Genomic DNA, 23,242 nt, shown 5'->3' with positions numbered 1-23,242 from the left:
TAAGCTCGGATACGCTAAAATTTGAGTTTAAGAAAAAAGCTTGAAACCTTGATAAATCAATGGTTTCGGGCTTTTTTTATGTTTTTGAGGTGGGTTACGGAAGACTTCGTTTTGAAATTTTTATGCACAAGAAATGCACAAATATTTATTGTGCCATCTTCTCGAAAATACTGATTGTGTTTTTCTCATCTTCTTCACGCAGCTCTTTTATAACATGGGCATAGTCCCTCATAGTAGTTTGTATATCCCCATGTCCTAATCTTTCGGATACATAATAAATTGATGATTTTTTATAGAGTGATACGCTGGCATGTGTATGTCGTAGTCCGTGTACCGTAATAGTGTTTGTTATTCCTAAATCTTGCAAAGTGTTTCGTAGCAATTTATTTGCTGTTCCATTTGCAATTACTTTATATTTTGATTGAGCACTAAAGAAAACTAATCGGTGGATATTTGTTGGTAATTTATCAAATAACTTTTCGAAAGCTTTCATTGTCTCTGTATCCATTTTTATTTTACGAACAGATTGGGGGTTTTTAGTAGGACCAAAACCTTCTTGCATTTTACTTAAGTAACCCCAAGTTTTATCAATGTTCAAAGTGTTGTTTTCGAAATCAAAGTCTTTGCGTGTTAATCCAACCAATTCTCCGAAGCGTAGCCCAGAAGTTAGACCAAGCAACAAAAGGTAATATCCTAATCCGCGTTCTAGTCGTTTGTATAATTCTTTCAGCAATAATTCGCTTTCGGCAAAATTCAAATGTTTTTCACTATCCTTTTTAGCTGGTACAGAACCTGTCAAAACAGCTTTACGAGTGAACTCAATTCGGATAACGTTTTCTTCAACAGCATCATATACACAAGCTTTGATATGGGAGTGTACTTTTTCAACAGTTTCTTTAGAACGGGTTGATCCATAATTATTTAAAAAATCTTGATAGTCATGACGTGTAATGTCTTTTATTAGTGTTTCTTCAAAATATATTTTAATTGCCTCAAGTGTATATTCATAATGAGTCAGTGTACTTTTGGTAACGATATTCATCTTGTAACGCTTATACCAAGTCTCGAAGTAGTCAGCAAAAGTAATTGATTCTGTAATAGGCTTAATACCTTTATTCAAAGCAGACTCGGCTTCGGAAGCAGCAATTTGAGCTTCTTTTTTGGTTTTAAAACCACCTTTCCGATATTGCTTTTTGTTGTGATAAATACAGTATTGCCACGCTTTTCCACGTTTGGTGTAACTAGCCATAAATAACCCTCCAATTCTAAATTTCTTTGATTATAGCAAAATTAATATATATTAATGCATTATGGAATAAAATAACTTTTTACAAAAAAACCTAAAATTCAACAAGAAACGACATTTATTTTTTTCTTTTAGTCGGAGAAATTGTATGATGAGGAAATCATTTCTTCATATGTCGAAGCCCGTCTAACGATATTTTTATGAAAAAAAGAACTATGCATATATAATTTAAATAACAACAAAAATGTCGAATGTTGTAAAAAGAACCATGGATAATATTACATAATTATTTAATAAGGACGGAACTTTTGTTCTTATACAACTAACCTAAGAGGTGGTACATATGAAAAAAAAGTTAATTGAATTAATTCAAAATCAAGATGATAAAAGATTAATACGTCTTTTGTATCACTTAGTGAAAGCAGCCATCAAAAAAAGTAGCTCCTAAAAAGAGCTACTTTTTTTCTTGGAGTCTATAAATAAGTTCTAAGTCTAAGTATCGTTATGTCAGGTTTCTTGGGATTGTTTTTTAGTAACCCATCAATTAACTGTTCAATCAATAATAAATAGTCATCATCTAATTCAACAACTTTGGTAATTATTTCTTTTACTAATTCGTTATTTTCATTTACTAATAACTCACCTAATAATTCTGCGAACTTTTCATCCTCGGTAACAGCAATGAACATATCACCTTCACCAGTTCTTAGCCATTGTTCATTTACACCAAATTCATTAGAAATTAATGCAATAGTTCGGTCGGTTACTACCCTTAAATCTTTTTCCATCTTTGAGATGTTGCTACTAGTCATCTTTATCTTTTCTCCGAACGACGCCATTGATAAATCTAGTGTATCCCTTAATAATTTCAATCTACTACCTATTGTCATAGAGCACCTCCTCTCCTAGCATTATACTATATTTTCGTCCTTAGGCAATAAAATATATCAAATCTATTGACCTAGGACTATTAAGTATGTTAATTTGTGTACATAGGACGTAAACGAGAGAGGGTAATACTATGGAAGAATTACGTAAAGCTGAAAAAATGATGTCTATCGTTAATAAACTTCATTTGCTTGATGAGGAGGAACTGCTTTATCTATCTGGTGCAGTTAGTGCTTTGACTTTTGCCCAAAGTCAAAAAAAATTGAAAAAAGAATCTAAAGAAAAATTCCAAAAGGATGTATCTTAATTCGAAAGAGGTGATAAGACATGCAACAACAGTTACAGGTAAATTTAACAGTTCCAGTTCCAGATGGATATGTACTAATTAATAAAGTTGAGTTGGAAGAATTACAGCGCCAAGAGTTAAGTGGAGTCTACTGGACTATGAAAAATTTAGAGGAGCGCGTTAATAAGAAACAGGATTGGATTAAAGAGAATATTCTTTACCCATCGAAGTTTCGTAAAATAATAGATTCTGAAAATGGTGGATTTGTTTATTATCCTAAAAGCGTTGGAGAGAAATGGATGTTTCATGCCTGCCAGATGACGAAATTTCTAGATAATAATTTCAATAAAATTTTTGGAAGTAAATAAATGCATATTGTACAAAAAGCAAAAAGACATTTGCGAGTGCAATGCTCGCTCATGTCAAGCAGTTTGTAATAGTAAGGGTTGGTTAGTCTAGTTCTCTAAGTGGAGAATTTACAAGCTGCTTGATGTGAAGTCATTACATAAAGAACATCATAAGAAATTTCACATACATAAAAAACTCAATAGAGCGCTGTGATACCGAGCCAATGACGGTATATATATTCGGATTTATAGCTTATGAGACGGTAGCAACGTTAATTAATCGAATATTTAATATTCAGAATGGAAGGTGAATTGTCCAAATGGAAGGCAATGTGCAAATTTCAATTAAAGATTTTGATGATTTACGAGAAAGAGCTGATGGATTTGAAAGAAAATTTAAGAATTTAATGAAATCGCTTAAGGCGTGTACGGTTGAGGTTAAAGAACGTGAAATTGATTCTGGTTCAGATGAATGGATACAAATTATCTCAATTGATGCAGAAAGAGCTTTGAAACTAGTAGCTCCATATGGAGTTGAGTTTATAGATGAAAAAGACATATTGCGGTTTGTAAATGCGGAAAACGTAATGATTGGAGTGGAGCAAGAATGATAGAACAACTACAGCAAGCTTATTCACAAGGTTTAAAAAATCTAGTATTCGTAGATTTCGAAAATAAAAGCATTATTGGAAGCACAATGACATTGGAATTAGAGCTAAGTAAAGAAAGAGCCTGTGGACAGGACTTAATAACAGCTATGAATCTACATTTTTGCAATGAGGATTACGATTCAGCACAAGAGTGTGCAGAGGTATTAGTAGAGAGAATAGATTACATCAAACGCTTAGAGGGTCAAATAAAAGAACAGCGTCGAAACAAATTATTTGATATTGCTAATCAATTAAACAAGCAAGGGAAAATCGGAGAGGTTGTGCATTTTAGTGCAAATCAGAGTTTATGACATAAAAAAACTGCTTAATCGTTGGAGCGACTAAACAGCACTTTAAACCTAGGAAATTTATCTTATCGCCATTATATCAAGAAGCGGAATGTGTGTCTAGCACACTCAACAAATAAAAAAGGGGGAAATTTTGTGAAACAAGGTCGCAATTTAACAAGACAGCAAAAAATCTATATAGCAAGTTTTCGTTTGAATCCTAATAACTGGCTTATAAGTAAAAAGGAAGCTGATAGATGGTTGATTATTCATCGAGAAACAGGTCGATCTCGAACTATTCCAGCACCATAAACAAGCTTCCTAATTGAAAAAAAGCACGACAAAAAAGAAAAGCCTTTGTGGGAAGTCACAAGGGCTTTTATAAAGACCAACAAAAAAAGCCGTATCAACTCTGAACAGTTAAAACGGCTCGTTTGACTATTGCCAAACACCTTATTGCTAGTATAGCAACCTTCATGGCAAACAGTCAATTAGCGTCCTTGTAATGAATATTAGATTTACGACGAAACTCTAAATTTAACAAGGATACTAGATTATTATCACATCGGGAGAGAATAGCCATGAAGAATAAACAGCATAAGGTAAGACATGTATTAGCATCGTATGAAGAAGCATTTAGTGAATCAGAAATTACCAAAATTCATGAAGATAGTTTACTAGATAGAGCAATTGCAGGCTATCGTGTAAAAAGCATTTGGAGTGGTTCAATTTTAGAGGTAGAAGCGTACCCATATTGGAAAATTCCTCAAGGTAAACGTTCAAAGAGAGATAAAAATAGCAGCAAAGCACAAGAAAAGTTAAATGAAAAGAATAGGCAGAAGCATGTAGCAAGATTAATTAATACAAACTTTCGTGAGAATGATTTGTACACAACGTATACGTATTCTGATGCATATTTACCAAAAGATTATGACCAAGCAAAAAAAGATATGGTTAATCTCATCAGACGCATGAAGCATTGGTTAAAAAAGCAGGAGAAGTATGCAGATTTTGAATTGAAGTATATTTATTCAACTGAACATACAAGGGATGGAAAAAAAGTACGAGCACATCATCATATGGTGACAAATTTTCCTGATCGTGAAGTAGCGGAGAAGTTATGGAATAGAGGTCGCGTTAAGTCTCAACGTCTGGAAGAAGATGATCTTGGATTTACAAAGCTAGGAGAATACTTGGTAAAAGAAAAGGGACATAAAACAGCAAAAGGCTATACACCTAGCCGTAACCTAAAACAACCGAAAGTGACGGTATCAGACACGAAATTAACTCGTAGACGTGCTGCTAAAATTGCGACAGAAGAAATTGGCGCGCAAGAAATCTTTGAAAAAATGTATAAAAATTATCAGTTCAAACAAATGAATGTGTCATTTTCAGATTACGTAAGTGGGGCATATCTATATGTGCAAATGAAGCGGATTGACACACCAATAAATCGTAAAAGGAGAATAATAAATGACGATGAAGACAATCAGCATTATTAATCTAAAAGGCGGGGTATCTAAAACAGTTTCAGCTATCAATATAGCTTATACGCTAGTGAAATTGCATGGAAAGCGTGTATTACTCATTGATAACGACAAGCAGGGCAACACATCTAAATTTTTCGGGCTGTATGATCCTGAAAGCAAGTGTGGATTATCAGAGTTATTAACAATAAGGGATTTAGATGTGGATAACGTTATTCAGCAAACAAATTATGAGGGGCTAGATATTATCACCGCCAATATGAATTTGCTACGTGCTAATAAGGAAATCTTGATGGATGTATCACGTCCACAACAAACACGCCTACGTAAAAAACTAGAGTCAGTGAAAGAGCGTTATGACTACGTAATTATTGATAATGCCCCAGATATTAATATGACGGTAGTAAATGCATTAGTAGCATCTGACGATGTGTTAGTGCCCATTAAAATAGACCAATTTAGTTTTGATGGATTAGAACAAATCATAGAGCAGATTGAAGATGTAAGTGAGTTCAATAGTGATATTCGTTTTGCGGGGTGCTTTGTCACAATGTATCAGCGTAACAATGTGAATCAACAAGGTGCTGAATTATTAGAACAGCAGGGTTATCCAATGTTTTCGACACGTATCAGAAAGACTGTGAAAGTAGATGAAATGACGTTCGTTAAAAAGCCGTTATTAGAATATGCGAAGCGGTCAACGGCTTGTGTGGATTATGTAGCGCTAGTAAAAGAATACCTAGAATTGTGTTAGTTTCGGGCACATTTTCAAAGAAAGGAGCGGAGTAAATGTCAAAATTCAATCTATCACAGCTTATGAATACAGAATCCAAGAAGCAAATTGTGGCATTTAAGATTGAACACATACCATTGGATAACATACTGCCATCACCAAAAAATAACTACAGTGTGGATGATGTCTCGGAGCTTAAATCGAGTATTGAACTGTTGGGACTTCAACAAAACTTAGTGGTACGTATTAAAGATGATGGGGCATACGAGCTAATTAGCGGTCATAGACGCTTAAAGGCTATGCAAGAGCTACGCAATGAGGGAAACAAAGATTTTGAAAAAGCGCCTTGCAAAATTGTTAAATCGACAGACGATATCCAAGCAGAATTACAACTCATACTAGCAAACTCAACAACTCGTGTGTTAACAGATGCTGAAAAAACGAAACAGGCAGCGCGATTACATGAACTGTTACAAGAATTACAAAATAGTGGTAATCAACTAACGGGACGCAAACGGGAGATTGTAGCGCAACTTATGGGCGTGTCATCGTCCCAAGTGCAACGGATGGACAGCATTAACAAAAAATTAGCTCCTGAACTAAAAGAAGCATTTAGTGAAGGGGAAATAAATATCACTGCTGCATTTGAAATATCGAGGTTGCCAGAAGAAACGCAAAAAGAGGTTGTCCAAGAATACAGAGAGGGTAAACCGCTAACGCCGTCCGTAGCAAAAGAAAAGCGACAGGAAATCATTGAGTCAGAGCAAAAAGAAAAGCCGATGACGCATGAACTAGATAGCTATCCTGAACAGTTTGAGGCGATATTGCAAGGCTTGAAAACTTTTATGTGTGGTTTCAATAATCAGAGCTTTCGAGTAGGTGACAAGTTGAAGATAAATGAATTTGACGATGACAAAATCTTGTACACAGGAAGATTTGTTGAAGTGAAAGTCATTTACTTACAAGAAGGGGGAGCAAATGACATCCCCGAAGATTACGTGATTATGAGTATTAAAAAAATTAGATAAAAGCAATTTTGGAAGGAGGAGAAGTGGGTGGAAAGTAGCTTACGCCAGTTAAGTCTATTTGATGATTATTCACAATCGTCTCGTGTATTTTTTAGAGTGCGTGAGACGGTGAAAGTCATTGAAGTAAAGAATAATCCTGAAATCTATGAATATCGCAAACATTATTTTGATTATGTGATAGGTAAAAGAGGAGTTGTCCAGAAAGTAGATGGTCATTCCGTGTTAGTACGTATCGGGGATGAATCCATACTCTTTGATGCACAGGAACTAGAGTGGATTGCGTAAAAATACAAATTTATAAGGGGGCATAAACAGAATGAGAACACAGAAACGACAATATTCAAGAAGCCATGCCAATAGAGGGCAACTTTTCGAAAATTTAATTGATATGACAAATAATCAATACCGCAATAACAATTTTGCAGATATCCGCAAAGTACCTTCGCCTGTGAAAATATTAAAAGTCACTGGGAATAAGGTGGAAGGAAAATTAGAAAGTGCTACATGGGTAGATTATAGCGGAATTTATAGAGGAAAATCCATCGTATTTGATGCAAAAGAAACGAAACAAACAAACTTTCCGTTAAGCAATCTAACTAAAGGTCAATATGAGTTCCTGCGTTCATGGCATTTAAAAGGTGCACAGGCATTTTTGTTAATTTGCTTTTGGATAAAGGATAAAAACGAGCCTGAAATATATCTCCTTAACTTTGAACAATTAGAAGATGCATGGATAGCCAAAGATAATGGCGGTGCTAAATCAATTCCACTTCAATTTTTCCGAGATCACTGCACTCGAATTAAATCAGGGATATATACAGTTCATTACTTGGAAGCGGTTAGAGGTGTACTGCGATGACTGAACCTTACTGGAATGCTAAACATGGCGAATACATCAAATGCCCTGTAGAGGGCTGTAAACACTTCGGTATTATCATAACAAAAGCTCATTGTCGTGTTGAACATCAAATGAGCCGTGAAGAAGTGCGTCGGAAGTACGGTTTACCTAAACCTTTTTCAAAGTCTAATAGAAAAAAAGTAGAGGATAGAAGACGCGTTGGTGAGGGGGAGCATTGATGTTGGAAATAAGAAAAAAACAAATGGTCACAACAAGAAAGAAGCATGAATGTTACGGGTGCGTAGAAGAAATAGAAAAAGGCAAAAGTGCAGTTTATGTTTCCGCTAAAGAAGATGGAAAACATATACAGTTTCATCTACATGAAGAATGCAACAAAACAATTGCAAAAGATAAATGGTTTTCTGGAAGCGGTCTTTATCGTGGTTGTATCAAAGATGCAGTGAAAAATTCCGAGGAATTGAAATCAATTAATATTTCATCGTTGGATGAATTGCCATTTGTTTTAGGACTACAAAAGGGTTTGGGAGGGTGAATGTACATGAAAATGGTTGTATCAAAAGAGCAATATAAGCAGGTACGTCAAGTAGAGAAAATGTTAGGGGTAAAGATTGCATTAGCGCCAGAAGAACATCAGTTACGTGTAGTTGATTGTTTAAATGGTCAGTGGGGCATCTATCAAATAAAACACTGTTATAAAAGTGCGACGAAATACTTTGCTGAATTGAAATTAATTGAGCCTGCTACAACAGAGCAAGAAGCGATTATGAAGTTTTTGGCAATACAGCAAAAAAAGGCGAACGAAGGGAAATTAAAAGTAGTGATTTATTGATTGGAGGTATCGGCATAAACGTCGCAGGAAGGTGAAAGTATGTTACAAACTGTTATTACTTACGAAAAAACTACTTTAAAAGTCATTTCGGCAATGCAAATAAACACCATAATTTCAGAAGCAAACATTTTAAAAATGCAGAATTATGAAGTTTTAATTACTTCAAAAAACAATGTTATTCATCTGGACGAAAGTAATCAAATGTACTTGAAAAGAGAATACGGAAAAATGTAGGGGGCAGTAAAATGCAAATGAACAACAGTTATCCTCGAATTAATGAGGAAGTAGCAGCTATTTTAAAGCAAGCAAAAGCAGAGCCAGCATTTGAAGGTACAGTCCTTGAAGGGAAAGAGCAAAAATATGCTGTTATTAAATTAGCGGATTTAGTTAAGTACAATAGTAAATTTGATTTAGCCGAAGTTGCGCCTTTAATTGATTCACTGCTAGGTAATGTCGAAGTGGGACGTGAGAGTGATGGTAAAAAACCGTTTAACTCGTATGTTGTAATTAACACCGATGAGCCATACATCAATGAAGTAGTTGCGATACTTGAAAAGAACGGTCATTGGGATGGTGTACCTAGCGAAGAAAGCAAGATAAAAATACCAAAAGTCGAAATTCAAGAAGCGGCAGATTTACATTTGCAAACAATTTTAGACTTACAACGCATTCAGAGTATGGTCTATTCAGTAGATGATTCAGTAACTCGTTCAATTGGTGTAGCGTTGAGTGAATTAGAAGCAAAATTTCATAAAATCCATGATAAGTGGTCAGAGGACGATTAAACACAAGAAAGAAATTGTGCAGGGGTGGTGTGAATATTATGTGTGAAAAAGTTTGCTGGACTTGCGGACACTTTGCTTTTGGTTGTTTTGTAACAGGTGAATACAACAATACAGTTAAAGTAGATGACACATGCGATAAATGGTGTCCAGAAGGAACGCAAGGCACTGTAACAGATTATGGATATGATGATGGGAAAAATGAAGAGTGGCTAAAAGATGATATGTCTAATCTTTAATCGAAAGAATATGTCCAATAGAAAGGGAGAATGGAAATGGCTATTGGGGATAAAATGAAAGTTCTAAGGGAGAGTAAAGGCTGGACGCAAAAGTATACTGCTGAAAAAATGGATGTTTCCCCACAGATGTACAATAACTACGAAAACAATAAAACTAATCCATCTTTAGAAATTTTAAAGCGTGTATGTAATTTATATAATGTCAATTTAAATACTTTGGATGATGAAAATTCTCAAAAAGTATTTACAGGAGGAAAAACCATTATGGAAGAATCATTTAGGCATTATCAAGTAATTGAAACAAAAGATATGAGCGCAGAACAGTTACAAGAAGCTTTAAATAAGGCAACAAATGATTTTTCAGAAAAGCAGATTGACTATGTGATTGGCACGAAAATCATTTTAGGATATGAGTCTTTTTTAAATGCTCGTGGTAGAGCAGAAGCAAGGTTGCAAGCACCATCAAAGAAAAGCTTGAATGCAATGAGTAACAACAGCGTTTATTAATTAATTGGAAGATTATATTCAGTAAAGGAGTCCAAAAAATGAACATTGAAGCGATACATCAAAATGCAGAGATTATAAGCTCATCTGTATGTGGTAGGCACTTCAATCGTGTTGTAATAACTTATGATGAATTTGCATTTTTGACAGAATTAACAGGTGTAGATAATCCGTATAAGGGTTATGGGGATGACTTTATAGAGATGGATTATCACGGTGAATTTATACCATTAATTGAAAATGCACGTGAGGTAGCTTTTCAAAGAGAAGAACAAAAGCTTATTGAGCAAGAAGAAATAACAGCATGGAAAGCAGTAAATTGCTTATTCGATGATGAAGAAGAAAATTACTATCACGGTTAAAATATCAAATTTTTATAGGGTTATCAGCTGACAATTGCAATATTTTTACTAAATTATAGAAAGACATTATACAAGGAGGGGTGAAGGTAATGGCTAAAAAATTTAAGTGTCATTACTGTAGAAATCCAATAACTGAAAAGTCACCAAGTAATCACAATTGCGGTTGTCGTACTCGTCCAGCACCAACAAGTGTGTCAGTTGGCTTTGTATTGGCTCATGATGAATATAAGAAAGCAGTAAAAGAAATTGCCCATTTAACTATTCATCATGAAAAAATGAGCGAACAAGACATGAGAAAAACGTTATCAGAGGTAGCGAAAACAGTTAAAGATGCGATTGTAAATGATGAATTTTATAAAATGACTTACTGAACACTTTGAAGATTTCATTCAAAAACAAACAAATAAAAATTCGGAGGTAACAAGTATGCAATCAATTGATAAACAAGCTATTTTAGACGTTTTAAACAATTTAGAGGTTATTGAACAAGAAGGTGGGGAAAGTGCTTATTTGCTAGTTAAAAATAATGTAGAAAATCATAAAAAGTTAAACGCTGTAGGTGTCCCAAGTAAAACTATTAATAATTACGGTGATAAAGAAACGTTTTGTATTCTTGCATTAGCATTAAGTGAAGGTTATGCAGATCATTACAATGCTTTTAAAGGTGGTTTAGTTTTAGAGCCAGAGAATCGTATAGAAATTGAAACAAGTAGTGCAAGTGGAATTAATGATTTATGTAAACAAGCCTATGAAACGGCAGTTTCTAAAGGTTGGCACGATCAACCAAGAGAAACGGGTACATTGTTAGCATTAATACACAGTGAAGTAAGCGAAGCACTAGAAGCGGATCGTAAGGGAGATACAGAAAATTTCACAGAAGAATTAGCCGATGTATGTATCCGTATTTTTGATTTATGTGGTTCAAGAAATATTAATCTGGAGCAAGCAATAATTAAGAAAATGGAGCGTAATAAAGGTCGTTCATATAAACATGGCGGAAAAGCCTATTGAACAATATGAGAAAAATAAGATGGAGTGATTATTATACCTAATTTTAGATTTCATAGAGGTTCGCTTGAAGAAAGTCTAAAGACAGAGGTTGAAGTCGAGAATATTAAATTGCTTCATGAAATGATTTGTAGTGAATTGCAAGATTACTCAATTGCTGAAACTACAATAATTGTCGAATTTTATGGATATGATCATAGAATTGAGAAGGAGTTATATTCTGTGAAAATATTCGGTGTTGGAATAGTGGGATTTTTAGATTCAGAATTTAGTAATTGAGTAATATGAGGATATTGCATATGAGAGGTGAAATAAATGTCGCGAACTTTAACAATAAATCACGGTGAATATGATTTTACTAGATTTGAACAGGCGGTAAAGACTCTACAAGAAGAATACGGTTATGAAGGTCTTGCTTGGGATATGGTGATAGCTAGTGATGATTTTGAAGTCCTAGCAGGTTTTTTAGAAGCGGATGGATTACAGGTTGAAATGGAAGGATGAATTAGAAAAAATACGTATATAAAGGAGTGAGACATCATGACAGTAGTTAAAGAGCCAATAAGGGTAGAGGGAAATCAATTAGAACAAACTACGATTGATCGTGTAGCAAAGATAGCAGCACAGCAAGCAATTAAATCATATGAAGAAGCGAAAGCGATTATCAACGAAAGGGAACGTAACAAGCGATTGTACAATGCGAAAGAACTCTTAAAACATTATGACGAACTAAAAATATATGTAGGGAAAATAGATCGCAAAGCAAAAGTATCTATTCCCAAATTAATGATTTCAGAAAAAGAAAATATCATTAATTTAATTGAATTTGGAGGCGATATAGTACAATCCATAAAACAGACATCGCAAACAACAATAGCAATGATTCAATATCTTGATAAAGCACTGGACACGCTAGAATATATTTATAAGCAAGAAAACAACATGCGGGACTTAGAAATAATAAAGATGTGCTATATGGAAAAAATAAAAATAGAAATCATTGCAGAGCGCTATGGCATCAATAAGCGTAGTGTATATAAAATAATTAATAATGTTGCAGAGAGGTTATCCATTTTATTGTTTGGTATTTACGGTATAAAGCTCGAATAACAAGGCACTTTTAGGGCAACACAAGGGCATGTAACATATGTTAGTATGGAAATGTAGAGTAATTGGATTTACATTACATCAAGAGTCTTCCAACTCACACGAAAAGCCCTGATTATTAAACAGGCAAAACAACATAATAGACGATTGTAGAATCGTCAACACTACGGAGAGGCTACTAAATTGGTAGTCTCTTTTTTAAGTATCAGATTTGTATTATTGGTTATGTTATCCATATATATTATGATTGATTCAGAAGGTGGTGTTAGTAATGGCGAAGATTAAAAAAGTAGAATTTATCGAAGCATTTTCTGCATATTCATTAAGAGATTTCATAAATGAGTATTTGGAGAAAAATCCAAGAGAAAATGTTGTTGATATTAAATTTAACGTGTATTTGGAAGAAATAGACCCTGTTCATTTAGAAGAAGATGAAGATCCTAAACAAAACAGATTCGGTGCTTTTCTACTGATAGGAGATAGAGATTAAATAGAGTATAAGAGGTCACATCTAACAAGGTGTGGCTTTTTATTATAAAATTGGATACAACTAAGATGAGGTGATAAACGATGAAGAAAATTGAGTGGCGTAAATTTTATGGTCACGAACCGATTCAACCGTTATCCATTAAAAAATATATTCTAGACGATGGCACTATGAAAGATACCCGACAAATGACTTATGAGTGTTGGTATGAAAACGATGATACAAAAGAAGTTGTAGGTATGTATCCAACATTTGAAATAGATGATGTAGTTACTTGTATAAGGGGTAAGCGCCAAATATATTGCATCAACCGTTATGAACGAGACGGTAGTGAAATACTATTAGAGTTGTTAGATAGTGATTTCAAACGTACTGGCAAAACTACTTATATGGAACCACATGAATTAATGCATGTTGTAAAAGATGTAGAGTGGATTTAATGAGTCATATCCAAATGGGTATGGCTTTTTATTATGCCTTGAGAGGTGGTGAAGGAATGACTTTTCTAAAGCAGTGTGCGTCACATGGTTTGCAACGAATCGGTTATTCAAGAAATGAATCAGAACTTTTGATTGAATGGCTTTATCCTGCAAGTACAATGGAAATCATTCAAAGTAAATTGAAATACAATGGACGGTTTGACAGTAAGAAGATATTCAAATAATTGCGGAGGGATGAAAGTGGTCTCTTTAAAAGATAAAGTTGAAACTTTGGGATTATTAGATGTTGATACAGACCCGACAATCATAGCCGAGTTATATCAACTGTATCAACATGATTCTAAAAAGAAATTTAAATACTTTAAGCGATATGGCGATTCAGTAATGTATTACAGTGAAGATTATTTAGAGCAAACATCTATTGAACAATTGCTGTTGAAAGATGTATGTAATCAGATTTATTAATTGTGGAGGGATGAACGATGAAGATAACAGAAGAAATGATTCCACTAATTGAAAAAGCATTAGGCTTTAAATTATATGATTGGCAACGCGCTTATCTATTAGAAGAACAACATTCAAAGCCTAAAGAAAGAGCGTCGGGAAGAACGACAGCTTACATCGTTAAACTGTTATTAACCAATCATGAGCCTATAGATATTAAGTTTCATGCCATGAGATACAAAGACCATCAAGGCGTTCACTACACAGATTTCTTCCGTAATTTTATGAGGGAGATAGACGAGAAGTTAACTACTGTTGGATTGCATACTTGTACGGTTAAACCGAAATCGAATAACAGAACTATTGAAATAGAAATAGATGCAGATACTTCTAAATTACAATTAAAGCTTAGAGCAATCGCAAAGTATGTAGGTGCATTAGCTGATGAGTTAGATGCAATTGATAATGTGTGGCAATGTGACTGTGGTTCGCTCGATTATTCAGACCATACTTATCCTAGCGGATCGTTAGTTACAAGGGTTTGTGATAAGTGCAAAGAATCGTATATCGTTCCGAACGATAATGAACTACCAACACAATTAAAAGGTACAACAATATCAATTGTAAATCCAAATAACAAAAGCGTAGAGGATATTGTAAATACTTTGAAGGAACAAATAAAAGGTAACGACTAATGAACTTCTACAAATCAAAAGCATGGCGAAGTAAACGGAAAAAAGTTTTAAGGCGTGACGATTATGAATGCCAAGAGTGTAAACGGTACGGTAAAAATCGAACTGCAACAACTGTGCACCATTGCAATCCATTAGAAGAACGACCTGACTTGCGGTTAACGACTTGGAATCTTTTGTCTTTATGCGGTACGTGTCATGATAAAATGCATGATCGTGTTAATGACAAGTTAACTGATTTAGGAGAATATTGGCGTGAAAAGGTATCCCCCCCACTTCAAAATGCAAAAGTTTAACACGGGAGGACCGAGGAGGAGGACTGTTTCCCTCCGCAGAGCATTTTCAGAGAAAAAGGGGTGTGAACGAAAATAGTTGGTAGGAATGAGGTGAGAAATTGACTAATGTAAAAACGAAAAAACAATTCAAGTCGGCAGTTACTAGGGAAATGAAAAGCCTTGGTGTATATAAGAAAGAGTACAATATTTTGATTGATATTTACGCTGGAATGATACATCAATACCACTTATTCGAATTGGAGTTTGAAGAATCAAATTATCAAATAACAGAAGAATATACGAACAAAGCAGGAGCGACAAATCAACGAAAAGTGCCACTTTTAACTGCAATGGAATCATTAAGAAAAGACATTGTTTCGTATTCGGATCGTTTATGCCTAAATCCAAAAACTTTATTTGCACCAGAGAAAACAGATAAAAATATACAATCAGATACAGGTTCAGCATTAGATCAATTTCTTGCTAGTCAGAAGAAGTGATGTAAATGGACTTATCGCATGTTAATTCAAAGCATTTTGAGGTGGCGTATGAATACGCTTTGTCGATTGTTGAAGGTCGGAAGATTGCATGTGAAGAGAATCGCTTTGCAGCACAACGATTTCTTAATGATTTAGAGCGTGATGATTTAGATTTTCGCCAAGAGCAATTTGATTTTATTATTGGATTGATTGAAGGAACAGTTGCTCACCAGCAAGGAGAAGACTTAGAGGGAACACCGTTGAAAGGTACACCACTTTATTTACAGCCGTGGCAAAAATTTGTCATTGTAAATTTAGTCGGATTTTTTAATAAAAATAGCAATGTTCGCCGTTTCCACGAATCATTATTAATGATCGCACGTAAAAACGGTAAAACAGCTTTTGCTTCTGCACTTGGTTGGGCTTTATCTATTTTAGATAGAAAAAGTGGCTCTAAATTATATATTTTAGCCAATAGTTTGAAACAAACTATGGAATCTTTTAGTTATCTTACGTATAACGTAGGGCGGTTGGAAGATAAAACAATTCGAGTACGTGACAATAATCAGGAGCATTCCATTTCTAAAAATTTTAGTGATGGTGGCTCTATTTTTATTCAAGCGTTAGCAAATGATCCAAAAAGGTTGGATTCTTTAAACAGTAATTTATTAATTCTAGATGAAGTTCATACTTGGCAATCCGCAAAACAATATATTTTGATGAAAAACTCACAAAAGGCGTATAGAAACAAGTTATTAATTGCAATTTCTACTGCTGGAGATATTCCAAATGGTTTCCTAGCGATGCGTTTAGAATACTGTAAAAAGGTATTGAACGGGACGATAGTTGACGATGAATATTTCATTTTCATTTGTAAAGCGGATCAAAACGAAAAAGGACAAGTTGAAAATTATACTGATCCAGCTATTTTAGAAATGGCAAATCCGTCTTGTGGTGTTTCAGTTTCGATAGATGATTTAATTCGTGATGCTGAACTGGCGATGAATGATCCTCAAACTAGGGGCGAATTTTTAAATAAAACATTGAACATTTTCACGTCATCTTTAAAGGCGTATTTTGATATTAATGAGTTTAAAAATTCGGATAAAAAATATAACTGGAAGTTAGAAGACCTAGCAAAAATGAAAATTTCTTGGTATGGAGGAGCGGATTTATCCAAGCTTCATGATTTAACTGCCGCAGCGTTATATGGCTGTTATATTCACGAAGGTAAAGAAATAGATATTGTAATTACTCATGCATTTTTCCCGATTGTTTCTGCTTACAAAAAGGCTGAGGAAGACGGAATTCCGTTGTTTGGTTGGCAGGATGATGGTGTATTAACGATGAGTAATACCGCAACAGTTCATTATGACGATATTATAAACTGGTTTAAAATGATGAAACAAAAAGGCTTTAAAATTAAGAAGGTTGGTTTTGATAAAAAATTTGGGCGTGAATTTTTCTTAGGAATGAAAAAAGCTGGATTTAAAATTGTGGATCAACCACAGTATTTTTATAAAAAATCAGAAGGATTTAGACGTATTGAAGTGAAAGCCAAAAATGAATGCCTTTATTATGTTCATAATCAAGCTTTTGAATATTGTGTGCAAAATGTTCGAGCTGTGGAAAAAACGGACGATATGATTCAGTATGAGAAAATAGATGGCGATGGTGGTACACAACGTATTGATTTATTTGATGCAGGTGTATTCGGAGCTGTCCAAATGCTAGAAGATATGACCAATTCGCAAAATGCGTCAAGTTGGCTAGAAGGATGAGGGTAAAATGGAATTTTTAAAAGAAAATATTTTAGAAATCATGTTGCTTATCGGAGTTGTATTTCTTGCGATAGGTTTTTTTATGCTTTCTATTCCTATTGGCTTTATCGTAACAGGTGCATTACTTTACGGTACGAGTATAATTTTGGTTCGTCTGGGAAAGGAGAGGATTGAGTAAATGGGTTTTTTATTTACGAGAAGTGAAAGGAAAATCAGAGCAGAAACAAATGAAAGTCCGATAGGTTTATTTATGTCAGGTCAAGATTCATCTTTATTAGTCAATGGTTATACAAAGCTTTCGGACAATCCAGAAGTGCAAACAGCAGTCCATAAAATAGCTAATTTAGTTTCTACAATGACAATTCACTTAATGGAGAATACGGATGATGGGGATGTAAGAATTAAGAATGCTTTGTCAAGAAAGCTTGATATAAATCCTTATTCTTTGATGACAAGAAAAACGTGGGTGTACAACATTATTTATTCGATGTTACTTGATGGTAGAGGGAATAGTGTTGTTTATCCTGTTGTTGAAGATGGTATGATTTCGGAACTAATACCATTACAACCATCGAAAGTAAATTTATTAGAAACTAATAATGGGTACTCAATCCGTTACGGCTCTAGAGTCTTCAACTATGATGAAGTTCTTCATTTTGTTTATAATCCTGATCCAGAATATCCGTGGAAGGGAAAGGGTCTACAAGTAGTCCTGAAAGACTTAGTACACAATTTGAAACAAGCAGCTCATACAAAGAAGAACTTTATGAGTGATAAATGGAAACCTCCGTTAATCATTGCTGTGGATGCTTTAACAGAAGAATTATCAAGTGATGATGGTAGGGAAAAAATTCTTAAAAAGTACGTGTCCGATACGGACACAGGTATGCCTTGGGTAATTCCTGCTGATTTAGTGAAAGTGGAACAAATTAAACCTTTGACTTTAAATGATTTAGCAATTAACGAAGCGGTTGAATTGGATAAAAAGACTGTTGCTGGACTCATAGGAGTGCCAGCTTTTTTCATGGGGATTGGACAATTTAATAAAGATGAATATAACAATTTTATTGATACAACTATCCTTCCAATTGCGAAAGGAATCGAACAAGTGTTAACAAAGGGGCTTTTATATCAGCCAAATTGGTATTTTAAACTTAATCCTCACAGTTTATATGCGTACTCAATTACAGAAATTGCAGCAGTTTACAGTGATTTATATGTAAAAGGGTTATCTCCGGGTAACGAAGTACGCGATAAAGTGGGACTATCACCTATGAATGGCTTAAATGAACTTGTAATGCTTGAAAACTACATTCCAGCAGACACGATAGGACTTCAAAAGAAATTAATACAAGGTGGTGATAATAATGAATAAGGAACGTGGGAATGTAATTCAAATTAGGAGTGCAGTAAGTGAGTTGCAAACTCGTAATGAGCAAGAAAATGAGTACATTATAGAGGGCTATTTTGCTGTCTTTGGAAAAGAAACGGAACTTTGGAAGGGTGCTTTTGAAGTAATAGCACCAACAGCATTTGATGATACCTTAAGCAATGATATTAGAGCGTTAATTAATCATGATTCTGCACTTGTGCTTGGTCGAAATAAATCAGGAACACTGGAATTAAAAATAGATTCTAGGGGACTGTGGGGAAAAATTCGTCTGAACCCTAAAGATACAGATGCAATGAATTTATATGAACGTGTAAAGCGCGGTGATGTAGATCAATGTTCATTTGGTTTCAACATCATAGATGAATCTACAGAGTGGTTTGATGATGGAAAAGTTAAATGGACAATTAATAAGGCTGATTTACACGAAGTTTCAGTAGTTACATTTCCAGCTTATGAAGAAACAAGTGTGCAAGCTAGACATGCTCAATTTGAGCAAATGAAAGAGCGGAAATTTGAACAAAGAAAACAAGAATTGAAAGCGAGGCTACAAAGATGACTTTAAAACAATTAATGGTTAGTAAGAAAATTGAACAACGTAAATCAACATTAGTAGATTTGATGTTGCGTGAAGAAGAATTTCAAAATCGAAGTGCAGAACTAGTTGCAGCGTTGGAAGAAGCAAAAACCGATGAAGAAATTTCGACCGTGGAATCTGAAATTAACAAGCTGGACAGTGATAAAGAAGAAGTTGCTAGTAAAAAATCTGTTTTAGAAGATGAAATAAAAACACTTGAAACGGAATTAGAGCAGTTAAATTCAAATGCTCCTAACAATCAACAACGTTCTATGCAATTACAAAATCAAACAAGAGGTGAAGAAAACATGAATCGTTTACAAGTTCGTGAATTATTAAAAACAGGCGAATACTACGAGCGTAGTGAGGTGAAGGAGTTTTACGATCAGTTTAAAAACCTCCGTGCCGTAACAGGTGGAGAATTAACTATTCCAGAAGTAGTAGTGAATCGAATTATGGACATAATGGGGGATTTCACAACACTTTATCCACTTGTCGATAAAATCACTGTAAAAGGTACAACTCGTATTTTGGTGGATACAGATACAACAGCAGCGACTTGGATTGAACAAAAGGCGGCTATTCCAACTGGAGATGTAGGAACCGTTACAGCTATTGACTTTGATGGTTTCAAAGTAGGCAAAGTAACATTTGTAGATAATTATTTATTGAATGATTCAATTATTAATCTGGATGACTATGTAACAAAGAAAATTGCTCGTGCCATCGCAAAGGCTTTAGATATTGCGATTGTAAAAGGTGAGGGCGCAGCCAATAAACAACCAACTGGTATTGTACCTTCTCTAAAAACAGAACATAAAGTAGAAGTTAAAGCTGATGCAAATTTGGTTAAAAATACTGTCAAACAAATTGGGTTAATTGATACTGGTGAAGATACTGTAGGGGAAATTGCTGCTGTAATGAAACGCTCTACTTATTATAATCGTTTCCTTGAATTTTCAATTCAGGTGAATGCGGAAGGTAATGTTGTTGGTAAATTACCTAACTTAAAGCAACCTGATTTATTAGGTTTGCCAGTTGTATTTAACAATGGTGTGGAAGTGGATCAAGTCCTTTTTGGTGAATATGATAAATACACTCTAATTGAACGTGAATCTATTACTATCGACAATTCGGAACATGTTAAATTTGTTGAAGATCAAACTGCTTTTCGTGGAAAAGGACGTTACGATGGGAAGCCAACTAATGTAGATGCATTTGTATTAGTTACTATCAAAGATGTTGAAGGAGTAGCAGGAGCGTAATTATGAAAGGGTGATATAAGTGGCAAAATATAAAGTTATTTATATGTTTCGTGACTTGAAAGACAATGACCATATTTATAAAGTAGGTGATAAATATCCACGTAAAGGGCGTGTAACAAAGGCGCGTATTGATGAATTGTCTTCAACTGATAATAAAATTGGCATACCACTAATTGAAGAAATAAGTGAGGACGGTGAGGAGTGATGGAAGAAACCTTACTTGCTAACTGTTTGCAATTATTGAAGTTAGATTTAAGTATTACACATAATTTGCGTGATACCTATTTTATTAACATTTTGAAAACAGCTAAGAAGGAAATAGAAAAAATGGGCGTTAATATGGCTGATTCTACTAGTGTAGAAGATACTCAACTCATTGTGGATTATGCTGTATGGAACTACAGAAAACGTCAAGAGGACGTAGGGCTTCCTAGAAATTTGAAATTCCGTATTCATAACCGTGTTATTCAAAAGGCTGGTGCAAGTGATGCCAAGCCTTAAACAATCTGTACAAAATGGTCAACACATATCAAAAGACGATGTGTGTTTTTTAATGTCCTCAACTATTATTCTTGATGAAATGCTTCAAGAAATAGAAACCACTTTACCAGAGTTGGTATACTGTGCGCCTGTAAGTATTGGTCAACGCGAATTTTCCGTCACAATGCAAGTAGGATTAAAAGCGCAATTAACTTTAATCATCGACCATGATGAATATGATGGCGAAAAAGAAGTTGAATATAATCGTGTGAAGTATTCAATATATCGGACATTTGTACGTAATGACGGTGATATTGAGCTGTATTGCGAGGTGCGTAAAGGTGTCAATTGACGTTGAATCATTGGCTGCTGAAATAAATCGCACTCTTGCATTATATGCTCGTCAAACAGAAGAAAAGATAGATGTTATTTCAGAAAAAGTAGCAAGTGACGGTGTAGAGTTGTTGAAAGCTGATTCGCCAAAATCACCTATGGGCGGTGATTATGCAGCAAGTTGGGATTATAAAAAAGTTGGTAAAAAGTTTATCATTCACAATAAGAAACATTATAGGTTAACGCATTTACTTGAAAAGGGACATGCAAAGGTGAATGGTGGTAGGGTTGGGGCAAGAGTTCATATTGCGCCAGTGGAGGATAAATTGATAAATGAATTTAAGAGAGAATTACAAAGGGGGTTGAGTGAATGACTCTAAATGAATTAGCTCATAAATTAAATTCTTTGTATCCTACTCGCTATTCTCATTTCACAAGTACCCAAGAACCACCATTCATTTGCTATTTAGATGATGGGTCTAATAATTTTTATGCTGACAATAAAGTCTTTGTAGAAGGAACGCTTGTAAATATTGAGTTATATACAAAAACAAAAGATTTTACGGCAGAAAAGAAAATAAAAGAGATGTTAAACGAAAATGAAATACCATACGAACAAACCCCTACCGTTTTTATTGAATCGGAAGGGGTCTTTCAATGCGTATTTTCAGTTACATTAATTTAAAAAATCGGAGTGTGAAAAGTATGTATAACGTATTAAATGATAAAAAAATCACGCAAAATTCGAATGATAAAATTACTATTCCGTTTCATTGGAAACCAATCATGGATTTAGATATCCAGTTCTTTGCAGAAAATAAAGTTGAATTTGGATTAAGTAATGTTCACTATGCACCGTATACCGAGGGTACTAATAATGAGATTATTTTTGAAACACCAATTCCAATTCCGGGTGCAGTAAGCATTACTTCTGAACCAATTGGTGAGGCAACGAAATTCTTCGCTGATAACATGGTCTACTATGTTGTTAATAGTAACCAAGGATATGAGGCTACATTGAGTATTGCACTTATTCCACAACAATTTGCAATTGACGCATTAGGAGAGGAACTTGATTCAACAGATGGGGTATTAAATGAATTGGCGAATGCCCAAGGTAAGCCGTTTGCGCTTTTATTCCAGTTCGAAGGAGATCAAAAGGCAACTCGTCATGTTTTATACAATTGTACTGCTAACCGTCCAAGTATCAGTGGTAATACAAAAGAAGAAGGTACAGAAGTATCACCAAACGAATTAACGCTTACTGCATCGCCTATAAAAATTGGTGAAAAATTGATGGTAAAAACAAAGACAACATCAACAACTAAAGAAGAAATATACAGTAATTGGTTCAAAAAGGTATACCAAAAAATTGCAACTGTTGAGGGCGCGTAAGAGGAGGATAACCAATGGAAATTACATTACCTATTGATGGGAAAGAAGTACCTTTTAAATCAAATGGCGCGGTTGCAAAGCGTTATATGATGCAATTTCAACGTGATTTGTTAAAAGATATTCTAAGTATGGGTGTTGCAGAAAAGAGCTTTGATGATATGAGTCAAAGTGAAAAAATCCAATGGATTCGTGAACATGTTGATTTCAATATGTTTTTCGATATTGCTTGGGTTTTTGCTAAAACGGCAAATAATGAAATTCCTGAACCTATGAAATGGTTAGAATCGTTTGATGAGTTCCCGATTTTGGATATCATTGAACCGTTACAAATGTTACTTGAAAAGACGATTGCTTCTAAAAAAAAATAACAAGTAGCAATGCTGTTGAATCAAGTCGCCCAATTAGCACAGAGCAATTTTTAGTGTTATGTCGAGAATGTAACCTTTCGCATGATGATTTGGAAACAATGACTTTTGGTATGTGTTTAGATTACATTGATGAGTATTTAGAAACTAAAAATCCGAATAAAAAAGAAACGAAAGTTCGCAAAGCAACACAAGCA

Annotated in this window: 43 protein-coding genes; 41 read left to right on the top strand and 2 right to left on the bottom strand. The window is 34.5% G+C overall.

Features of this window, described 5'->3' with window-relative positions; genetic code table 11:
• Window positions 1–145: 145 nt before the first annotated feature.
• Together T479_RS19245 and T479_RS19240 are read right to left on the bottom strand one after the other, a co-directional pair.
• On the bottom strand, window positions 146–1,249 hold the full coding sequence (locus T479_RS19245; protein WP_025220591.1) for a site-specific integrase: 1,104 nt from the start codon (window positions 1,247–1,249) through the stop codon (window positions 146–148).
• 470 nt (window positions 1,250–1,719) lie between these two features.
• A complete protein-coding gene (locus T479_RS19240) occupies window positions 1,720–2,136 on the bottom strand; it encodes a helix-turn-helix domain-containing protein (RefSeq protein ID WP_025220590.1) in 417 nt (138 codons plus the stop codon).
• Between the two features lie 131 nt (window positions 2,137–2,267).
• Between T479_RS19240 and T479_RS23840 the strand changes: the two genes are divergently transcribed.
• From T479_RS23840 to T479_RS19040, 41 genes are all read left to right on the top strand, one after another.
• The gene (locus T479_RS23840) at window positions 2,268–2,441 is read left to right on the top strand and encodes a hypothetical protein (protein ID WP_158497909.1); all 174 of its coding nucleotides are present in this window, start codon (window positions 2,268–2,270) and stop codon (window positions 2,439–2,441) included.
• A 20-nt stretch (window positions 2,442–2,461) separates the two neighbouring features.
• Entirely contained in the window at window positions 2,462–2,788 is a 327-nt protein-coding gene (locus T479_RS19235; RefSeq protein ID WP_025220589.1) for a DUF771 domain-containing protein, read from the top strand.
• A 299-nt stretch (window positions 2,789–3,087) separates the two neighbouring features.
• Complete coding sequence (locus T479_RS19230) at window positions 3,088–3,378, top strand: hypothetical protein (RefSeq protein ID WP_025220588.1); 291 nt, start codon at window positions 3,088–3,090, stop codon at window positions 3,376–3,378.
• Window positions 3,375–3,728 (top strand): hypothetical protein, encoded by a 354-nt coding sequence (locus tag T479_RS19225; protein ID WP_025220587.1) that lies wholly within the window; start codon window positions 3,375–3,377, stop codon window positions 3,726–3,728. Before T479_RS19230 ends, T479_RS19225 begins: the two co-directional genes overlap by 4 nt.
• Before the next feature lie 132 nt (window positions 3,729–3,860).
• Window positions 3,861–4,016 (top strand): DUF6906 family protein, encoded by a 156-nt coding sequence (locus tag T479_RS23975; RefSeq protein WP_167331270.1) that lies wholly within the window; start codon window positions 3,861–3,863, stop codon window positions 4,014–4,016.
• A 269-nt stretch (window positions 4,017–4,285) separates the two neighbouring features.
• Window positions 4,286–5,206 (top strand): rolling circle replication-associated protein, encoded by a 921-nt coding sequence (locus T479_RS19220; protein ID WP_025220586.1) that lies wholly within the window; start codon window positions 4,286–4,288, stop codon window positions 5,204–5,206.
• Window positions 5,178–5,945, top strand: coding sequence for a ParA family protein (locus T479_RS19215; RefSeq protein ID WP_227665382.1), 768 nt, complete (start codon window positions 5,178–5,180; stop codon window positions 5,943–5,945). Before T479_RS19220 ends, T479_RS19215 begins: the two co-directional genes overlap by 29 nt.
• A gap of 35 nt (window positions 5,946–5,980) precedes the next feature.
• A complete protein-coding gene (locus T479_RS19210; protein ID WP_025220584.1) occupies window positions 5,981–6,952 on the top strand; it encodes a ParB/RepB/Spo0J family partition protein in 972 nt (323 codons plus the stop codon).
• Between the two features lie 27 nt (window positions 6,953–6,979).
• The gene (locus T479_RS19205; RefSeq protein ID WP_025220583.1) at window positions 6,980–7,237 is read left to right on the top strand and encodes a hypothetical protein; all 258 of its coding nucleotides are present in this window, start codon (window positions 6,980–6,982) and stop codon (window positions 7,235–7,237) included.
• Window positions 7,238–7,268: 31 nt separating this feature from the next.
• Window positions 7,269–7,811, top strand: a complete 543-nt coding sequence (locus T479_RS19200; protein WP_025220582.1) for a Holliday junction resolvase RecU — start codon at window positions 7,269–7,271, stop codon at window positions 7,809–7,811.
• Window positions 7,808–8,029: a hypothetical protein gene (locus tag T479_RS19195; RefSeq protein ID WP_025220581.1), complete on the top strand. Its 222-nt coding sequence runs from the start codon at window positions 7,808–7,810 to the stop codon at window positions 8,027–8,029. The genes T479_RS19200 and T479_RS19195 overlap by 4 nt, the downstream gene beginning before the upstream one ends.
• Window positions 8,029–8,343 (top strand): hypothetical protein, encoded by a 315-nt coding sequence (locus T479_RS19190; RefSeq protein WP_025220580.1) that lies wholly within the window; start codon window positions 8,029–8,031, stop codon window positions 8,341–8,343. The genes T479_RS19195 and T479_RS19190 overlap by 1 nt, the downstream gene beginning before the upstream one ends.
• Window positions 8,344–8,349: 6 nt before the next feature.
• Window positions 8,350–8,640, top strand: a complete 291-nt coding sequence (locus T479_RS19185; RefSeq protein WP_137036945.1) for a hypothetical protein — start codon at window positions 8,350–8,352, stop codon at window positions 8,638–8,640.
• Between the two features lie 39 nt (window positions 8,641–8,679).
• Window positions 8,680–8,874, top strand: a complete 195-nt coding sequence (locus tag T479_RS19180) for a hypothetical protein (protein ID WP_025220578.1) — start codon at window positions 8,680–8,682, stop codon at window positions 8,872–8,874.
• An 11-nt stretch (window positions 8,875–8,885) separates the two neighbouring features.
• Window positions 8,886–9,425 (top strand): hypothetical protein, encoded by a 540-nt coding sequence (locus T479_RS23995; RefSeq protein ID WP_025220577.1) that lies wholly within the window; start codon window positions 8,886–8,888, stop codon window positions 9,423–9,425.
• A 38-nt stretch (window positions 9,426–9,463) separates the two neighbouring features.
• Window positions 9,464–9,661 (top strand): hypothetical protein, encoded by a 198-nt coding sequence (locus tag T479_RS19170; RefSeq protein ID WP_025220576.1) that lies wholly within the window; start codon window positions 9,464–9,466, stop codon window positions 9,659–9,661.
• Between the two features lie 36 nt (window positions 9,662–9,697).
• Entirely contained in the window at window positions 9,698–10,168 is a 471-nt protein-coding gene (locus T479_RS23030; RefSeq protein WP_052599537.1) for a helix-turn-helix domain-containing protein, read from the top strand.
• A 38-nt stretch (window positions 10,169–10,206) separates the two neighbouring features.
• The gene (locus T479_RS19160) at window positions 10,207–10,527 is read left to right on the top strand and encodes a hypothetical protein (RefSeq protein ID WP_025220574.1); all 321 of its coding nucleotides are present in this window, start codon (window positions 10,207–10,209) and stop codon (window positions 10,525–10,527) included.
• Window positions 10,528–10,616: 89 nt separating this feature from the next.
• Window positions 10,617–10,898, top strand: coding sequence for a hypothetical protein (locus T479_RS19155; RefSeq protein ID WP_025220573.1), 282 nt, complete (start codon window positions 10,617–10,619; stop codon window positions 10,896–10,898).
• Between the two features lie 55 nt (window positions 10,899–10,953).
• Window positions 10,954–11,538, top strand: a complete 585-nt coding sequence (locus T479_RS23385; protein WP_137036947.1) for a MazG nucleotide pyrophosphohydrolase domain-containing protein — start codon at window positions 10,954–10,956, stop codon at window positions 11,536–11,538.
• Window positions 11,539–11,850: 312 nt separating this feature from the next.
• Complete coding sequence (locus tag T479_RS19135; protein WP_025220571.1) at window positions 11,851–12,039, top strand: hypothetical protein; 189 nt, start codon at window positions 11,851–11,853, stop codon at window positions 12,037–12,039.
• Between the two features lie 36 nt (window positions 12,040–12,075).
• Complete coding sequence (locus tag T479_RS19130; RefSeq protein ID WP_025220570.1) at window positions 12,076–12,645, top strand: hypothetical protein; 570 nt, start codon at window positions 12,076–12,078, stop codon at window positions 12,643–12,645.
• A gap of 268 nt (window positions 12,646–12,913) precedes the next feature.
• On the top strand, window positions 12,914–13,132 hold the full coding sequence (locus tag T479_RS19125) for a hypothetical protein (RefSeq protein WP_025220569.1): 219 nt from the start codon (window positions 12,914–12,916) through the stop codon (window positions 13,130–13,132).
• A gap of 80 nt (window positions 13,133–13,212) precedes the next feature.
• Window positions 13,213–13,569 (top strand): hypothetical protein, encoded by a 357-nt coding sequence (locus T479_RS19120; protein WP_025220568.1) that lies wholly within the window; start codon window positions 13,213–13,215, stop codon window positions 13,567–13,569.
• Window positions 13,570–13,583: 14 nt separating this feature from the next.
• Window positions 13,584–13,793 carry a hypothetical protein gene (locus T479_RS19115; protein ID WP_144340676.1) on the top strand — a complete coding sequence of 70 codons (210 nt, stop codon included), beginning with the start codon at window positions 13,584–13,586 and terminating at the stop codon, window positions 13,791–13,793.
• Between the two features lie 16 nt (window positions 13,794–13,809).
• Complete coding sequence (locus T479_RS19110) at window positions 13,810–14,034, top strand: hypothetical protein (protein WP_025220566.1); 225 nt, start codon at window positions 13,810–13,812, stop codon at window positions 14,032–14,034.
• Window positions 14,035–14,051: 17 nt separating this feature from the next.
• Entirely contained in the window at window positions 14,052–14,708 is a 657-nt protein-coding gene (locus tag T479_RS23025; RefSeq protein WP_025220565.1) for a hypothetical protein, read from the top strand.
• The gene (locus T479_RS19100) at window positions 14,708–15,001 is read left to right on the top strand and encodes an HNH endonuclease (protein ID WP_025220564.1); all 294 of its coding nucleotides are present in this window, start codon (window positions 14,708–14,710) and stop codon (window positions 14,999–15,001) included. Before T479_RS23025 ends, T479_RS19100 begins: the two co-directional genes overlap by 1 nt.
• A 98-nt stretch (window positions 15,002–15,099) precedes the next feature.
• A complete protein-coding gene (locus T479_RS19095) occupies window positions 15,100–15,480 on the top strand; it encodes a P27 family phage terminase small subunit (protein ID WP_025220563.1) in 381 nt (126 codons plus the stop codon).
• A gap of 5 nt (window positions 15,481–15,485) precedes the next feature.
• Window positions 15,486–17,240, top strand: coding sequence for a terminase large subunit (locus T479_RS19090; protein WP_025220562.1), 1,755 nt, complete (start codon window positions 15,486–15,488; stop codon window positions 17,238–17,240).
• 7 nt (window positions 17,241–17,247) lie between these two features.
• A complete protein-coding gene (locus T479_RS23835) occupies window positions 17,248–17,418 on the top strand; it encodes a hypothetical protein (protein ID WP_158497908.1) in 171 nt (56 codons plus the stop codon).
• Window positions 17,419–18,615, top strand: coding sequence for a phage portal protein (locus T479_RS19085; RefSeq protein ID WP_025220561.1), 1,197 nt, complete (start codon window positions 17,419–17,421; stop codon window positions 18,613–18,615). It abuts the gene before it with no gap.
• Window positions 18,608–19,189, top strand: coding sequence for an HK97 family phage prohead protease (locus T479_RS19080; protein ID WP_025220560.1), 582 nt, complete (start codon window positions 18,608–18,610; stop codon window positions 19,187–19,189). Before T479_RS19085 ends, T479_RS19080 begins: the two co-directional genes overlap by 8 nt.
• Window positions 19,186–20,472, top strand: a complete 1,287-nt coding sequence (locus T479_RS19075) for a phage major capsid protein (RefSeq protein ID WP_025220559.1) — start codon at window positions 19,186–19,188, stop codon at window positions 20,470–20,472. Before T479_RS19080 ends, T479_RS19075 begins: the two co-directional genes overlap by 4 nt.
• A 19-nt stretch (window positions 20,473–20,491) precedes the next feature.
• The gene (locus T479_RS19070) at window positions 20,492–20,677 is read left to right on the top strand and encodes a hypothetical protein (protein WP_025220558.1); all 186 of its coding nucleotides are present in this window, start codon (window positions 20,492–20,494) and stop codon (window positions 20,675–20,677) included.
• Complete coding sequence (locus tag T479_RS19065) at window positions 20,677–20,973, top strand: hypothetical protein (RefSeq protein ID WP_025220557.1); 297 nt, start codon at window positions 20,677–20,679, stop codon at window positions 20,971–20,973. The genes T479_RS19070 and T479_RS19065 overlap by 1 nt, the downstream gene beginning before the upstream one ends.
• Complete coding sequence (locus tag T479_RS19060; RefSeq protein ID WP_025220556.1) at window positions 20,960–21,304, top strand: hypothetical protein; 345 nt, start codon at window positions 20,960–20,962, stop codon at window positions 21,302–21,304. The genes T479_RS19065 and T479_RS19060 overlap by 14 nt, the downstream gene beginning before the upstream one ends.
• Window positions 21,294–21,659, top strand: a complete 366-nt coding sequence (locus T479_RS19055; RefSeq protein ID WP_025220555.1) for a hypothetical protein — start codon at window positions 21,294–21,296, stop codon at window positions 21,657–21,659. Before T479_RS19060 ends, T479_RS19055 begins: the two co-directional genes overlap by 11 nt.
• Window positions 21,656–21,970, top strand: a complete 315-nt coding sequence (locus T479_RS19050; RefSeq protein ID WP_025220554.1) for a hypothetical protein — start codon at window positions 21,656–21,658, stop codon at window positions 21,968–21,970. Before T479_RS19055 ends, T479_RS19050 begins: the two co-directional genes overlap by 4 nt.
• Window positions 21,971–22,071: 101 nt before the next feature.
• Window positions 22,072–22,680, top strand: a complete 609-nt coding sequence (locus tag T479_RS19045) for a major tail protein (RefSeq protein WP_038510611.1) — start codon at window positions 22,072–22,074, stop codon at window positions 22,678–22,680.
• A 14-nt stretch (window positions 22,681–22,694) separates the two neighbouring features.
• A complete protein-coding gene (locus tag T479_RS19040; RefSeq protein WP_025220552.1) occupies window positions 22,695–23,048 on the top strand; it encodes a hypothetical protein in 354 nt (117 codons plus the stop codon).
• Window positions 23,049–23,242 lie beyond the last annotated feature (194 nt).

Origin of the sequence: Lysinibacillus sphaericus, from assembly GCF_000600105.1 — a bacterium.
Classification (GTDB): Bacteria; Bacillota; Bacilli; order Bacillales_A; family Planococcaceae; genus Lysinibacillus; species Lysinibacillus sphaericus.
The sequence above is the reverse complement of the archived record's forward strand: the minus strand, read 5'-3'. Positions and strand labels throughout refer to the sequence as shown.

What these genes read in the sequence shown, in the direction of transcription:
- T479_RS19040 (WP_025220552.1), top strand. Translation starts at nt 22,695, where the DNA reads ATGGAAATTACATTACCTATTGATGGGAAAGAAGTACCTTTTAAATCA.
- T479_RS19125 (WP_025220569.1), top strand. Translation starts at nt 12,914, where the DNA reads ATGGCGAAGATTAAAAAAGTAGAATTTATCGAAGCATTTTCTGCATAT.
- T479_RS19115 (WP_144340676.1), top strand. Translation starts at nt 13,584, where the DNA reads ATGGGTATGGCTTTTTATTATGCCTTGAGAGGTGGTGAAGGAATGACT.
- T479_RS19190 (WP_025220580.1), top strand. Translation starts at nt 8,029, where the DNA reads ATGTTGGAAATAAGAAAAAAACAAATGGTCACAACAAGAAAGAAGCAT.
- T479_RS19160 (WP_025220574.1), top strand. Translation starts at nt 10,207, where the DNA reads ATGAACATTGAAGCGATACATCAAAATGCAGAGATTATAAGCTCATCT.
- T479_RS19195 (WP_025220581.1), top strand. Translation starts at nt 7,808, where the DNA reads ATGACTGAACCTTACTGGAATGCTAAACATGGCGAATACATCAAATGC.
- T479_RS19060 (WP_025220556.1), top strand. Translation starts at nt 20,960, where the DNA reads ATGCCAAGCCTTAAACAATCTGTACAAAATGGTCAACACATATCAAAA.
- T479_RS23835 (WP_158497908.1), top strand. Translation starts at nt 17,248, where the DNA reads ATGGAATTTTTAAAAGAAAATATTTTAGAAATCATGTTGCTTATCGGA.
- T479_RS19225 (WP_025220587.1), top strand. Translation starts at nt 3,375, where the DNA reads ATGATAGAACAACTACAGCAAGCTTATTCACAAGGTTTAAAAAATCTA.
- T479_RS19100 (WP_025220564.1), top strand. Translation starts at nt 14,708, where the DNA reads ATGAACTTCTACAAATCAAAAGCATGGCGAAGTAAACGGAAAAAAGTT.
- T479_RS19130 (WP_025220570.1), top strand. Translation starts at nt 12,076, where the DNA reads ATGACAGTAGTTAAAGAGCCAATAAGGGTAGAGGGAAATCAATTAGAA.
- T479_RS19245 (WP_025220591.1), bottom strand. Translation starts at nt 1,249, where the DNA reads ATGGCTAGTTACACCAAACGTGGAAAAGCGTGGCAATACTGTATTTAT.
- T479_RS23385 (WP_137036947.1), top strand. Translation starts at nt 10,954, where the DNA reads ATGCAATCAATTGATAAACAAGCTATTTTAGACGTTTTAAACAATTTA.
- T479_RS19090 (WP_025220562.1), top strand. Translation starts at nt 15,486, where the DNA reads ATGGACTTATCGCATGTTAATTCAAAGCATTTTGAGGTGGCGTATGAA.
- T479_RS23025 (WP_025220565.1), top strand. Translation starts at nt 14,052, where the DNA reads ATGAAGATAACAGAAGAAATGATTCCACTAATTGAAAAAGCATTAGGC.
- T479_RS19230 (WP_025220588.1), top strand. Translation starts at nt 3,088, where the DNA reads ATGGAAGGCAATGTGCAAATTTCAATTAAAGATTTTGATGATTTACGA.
- T479_RS19075 (WP_025220559.1), top strand. Translation starts at nt 19,186, where the DNA reads ATGACTTTAAAACAATTAATGGTTAGTAAGAAAATTGAACAACGTAAA.
- T479_RS19170 (WP_025220576.1), top strand. Translation starts at nt 9,464, where the DNA reads ATGTGTGAAAAAGTTTGCTGGACTTGCGGACACTTTGCTTTTGGTTGT.
- T479_RS19050 (WP_025220554.1), top strand. Translation starts at nt 21,656, where the DNA reads ATGACTCTAAATGAATTAGCTCATAAATTAAATTCTTTGTATCCTACT.
- T479_RS19085 (WP_025220561.1), top strand. Translation starts at nt 17,419, where the DNA reads ATGGGTTTTTTATTTACGAGAAGTGAAAGGAAAATCAGAGCAGAAACA.
- T479_RS19120 (WP_025220568.1), top strand. Translation starts at nt 13,213, where the DNA reads ATGAAGAAAATTGAGTGGCGTAAATTTTATGGTCACGAACCGATTCAA.
- T479_RS19220 (WP_025220586.1), top strand. Translation starts at nt 4,286, where the DNA reads ATGAAGAATAAACAGCATAAGGTAAGACATGTATTAGCATCGTATGAA.
- T479_RS19065 (WP_025220557.1), top strand. Translation starts at nt 20,677, where the DNA reads ATGGAAGAAACCTTACTTGCTAACTGTTTGCAATTATTGAAGTTAGAT.
- T479_RS19240 (WP_025220590.1), bottom strand. Translation starts at nt 2,136, where the DNA reads ATGACAATAGGTAGTAGATTGAAATTATTAAGGGATACACTAGATTTA.
- T479_RS19155 (WP_025220573.1), top strand. Translation starts at nt 10,617, where the DNA reads ATGGCTAAAAAATTTAAGTGTCATTACTGTAGAAATCCAATAACTGAA.
- T479_RS19215 (WP_227665382.1), top strand. Translation starts at nt 5,178, where the DNA reads ATGACGATGAAGACAATCAGCATTATTAATCTAAAAGGCGGGGTATCT.
- T479_RS19135 (WP_025220571.1), top strand. Translation starts at nt 11,851, where the DNA reads ATGTCGCGAACTTTAACAATAAATCACGGTGAATATGATTTTACTAGA.
- T479_RS19235 (WP_025220589.1), top strand. Translation starts at nt 2,462, where the DNA reads ATGCAACAACAGTTACAGGTAAATTTAACAGTTCCAGTTCCAGATGGA.
- T479_RS19210 (WP_025220584.1), top strand. Translation starts at nt 5,981, where the DNA reads ATGTCAAAATTCAATCTATCACAGCTTATGAATACAGAATCCAAGAAG.
- T479_RS19080 (WP_025220560.1), top strand. Translation starts at nt 18,608, where the DNA reads ATGAATAAGGAACGTGGGAATGTAATTCAAATTAGGAGTGCAGTAAGT.
- T479_RS23995 (WP_025220577.1), top strand. Translation starts at nt 8,886, where the DNA reads ATGCAAATGAACAACAGTTATCCTCGAATTAATGAGGAAGTAGCAGCT.
- T479_RS23030 (WP_052599537.1), top strand. Translation starts at nt 9,698, where the DNA reads ATGGCTATTGGGGATAAAATGAAAGTTCTAAGGGAGAGTAAAGGCTGG.
- T479_RS19200 (WP_025220582.1), top strand. Translation starts at nt 7,269, where the DNA reads ATGAGAACACAGAAACGACAATATTCAAGAAGCCATGCCAATAGAGGG.
- T479_RS19045 (WP_038510611.1), top strand. Translation starts at nt 22,072, where the DNA reads ATGGATTTAGATATCCAGTTCTTTGCAGAAAATAAAGTTGAATTTGGA.
- T479_RS19185 (WP_137036945.1), top strand. Translation starts at nt 8,350, where the DNA reads ATGAAAATGGTTGTATCAAAAGAGCAATATAAGCAGGTACGTCAAGTA.
- T479_RS23840 (WP_158497909.1), top strand. Translation starts at nt 2,268, where the DNA reads ATGGAAGAATTACGTAAAGCTGAAAAAATGATGTCTATCGTTAATAAA.
- T479_RS19180 (WP_025220578.1), top strand. Translation starts at nt 8,680, where the DNA reads ATGTTACAAACTGTTATTACTTACGAAAAAACTACTTTAAAAGTCATT.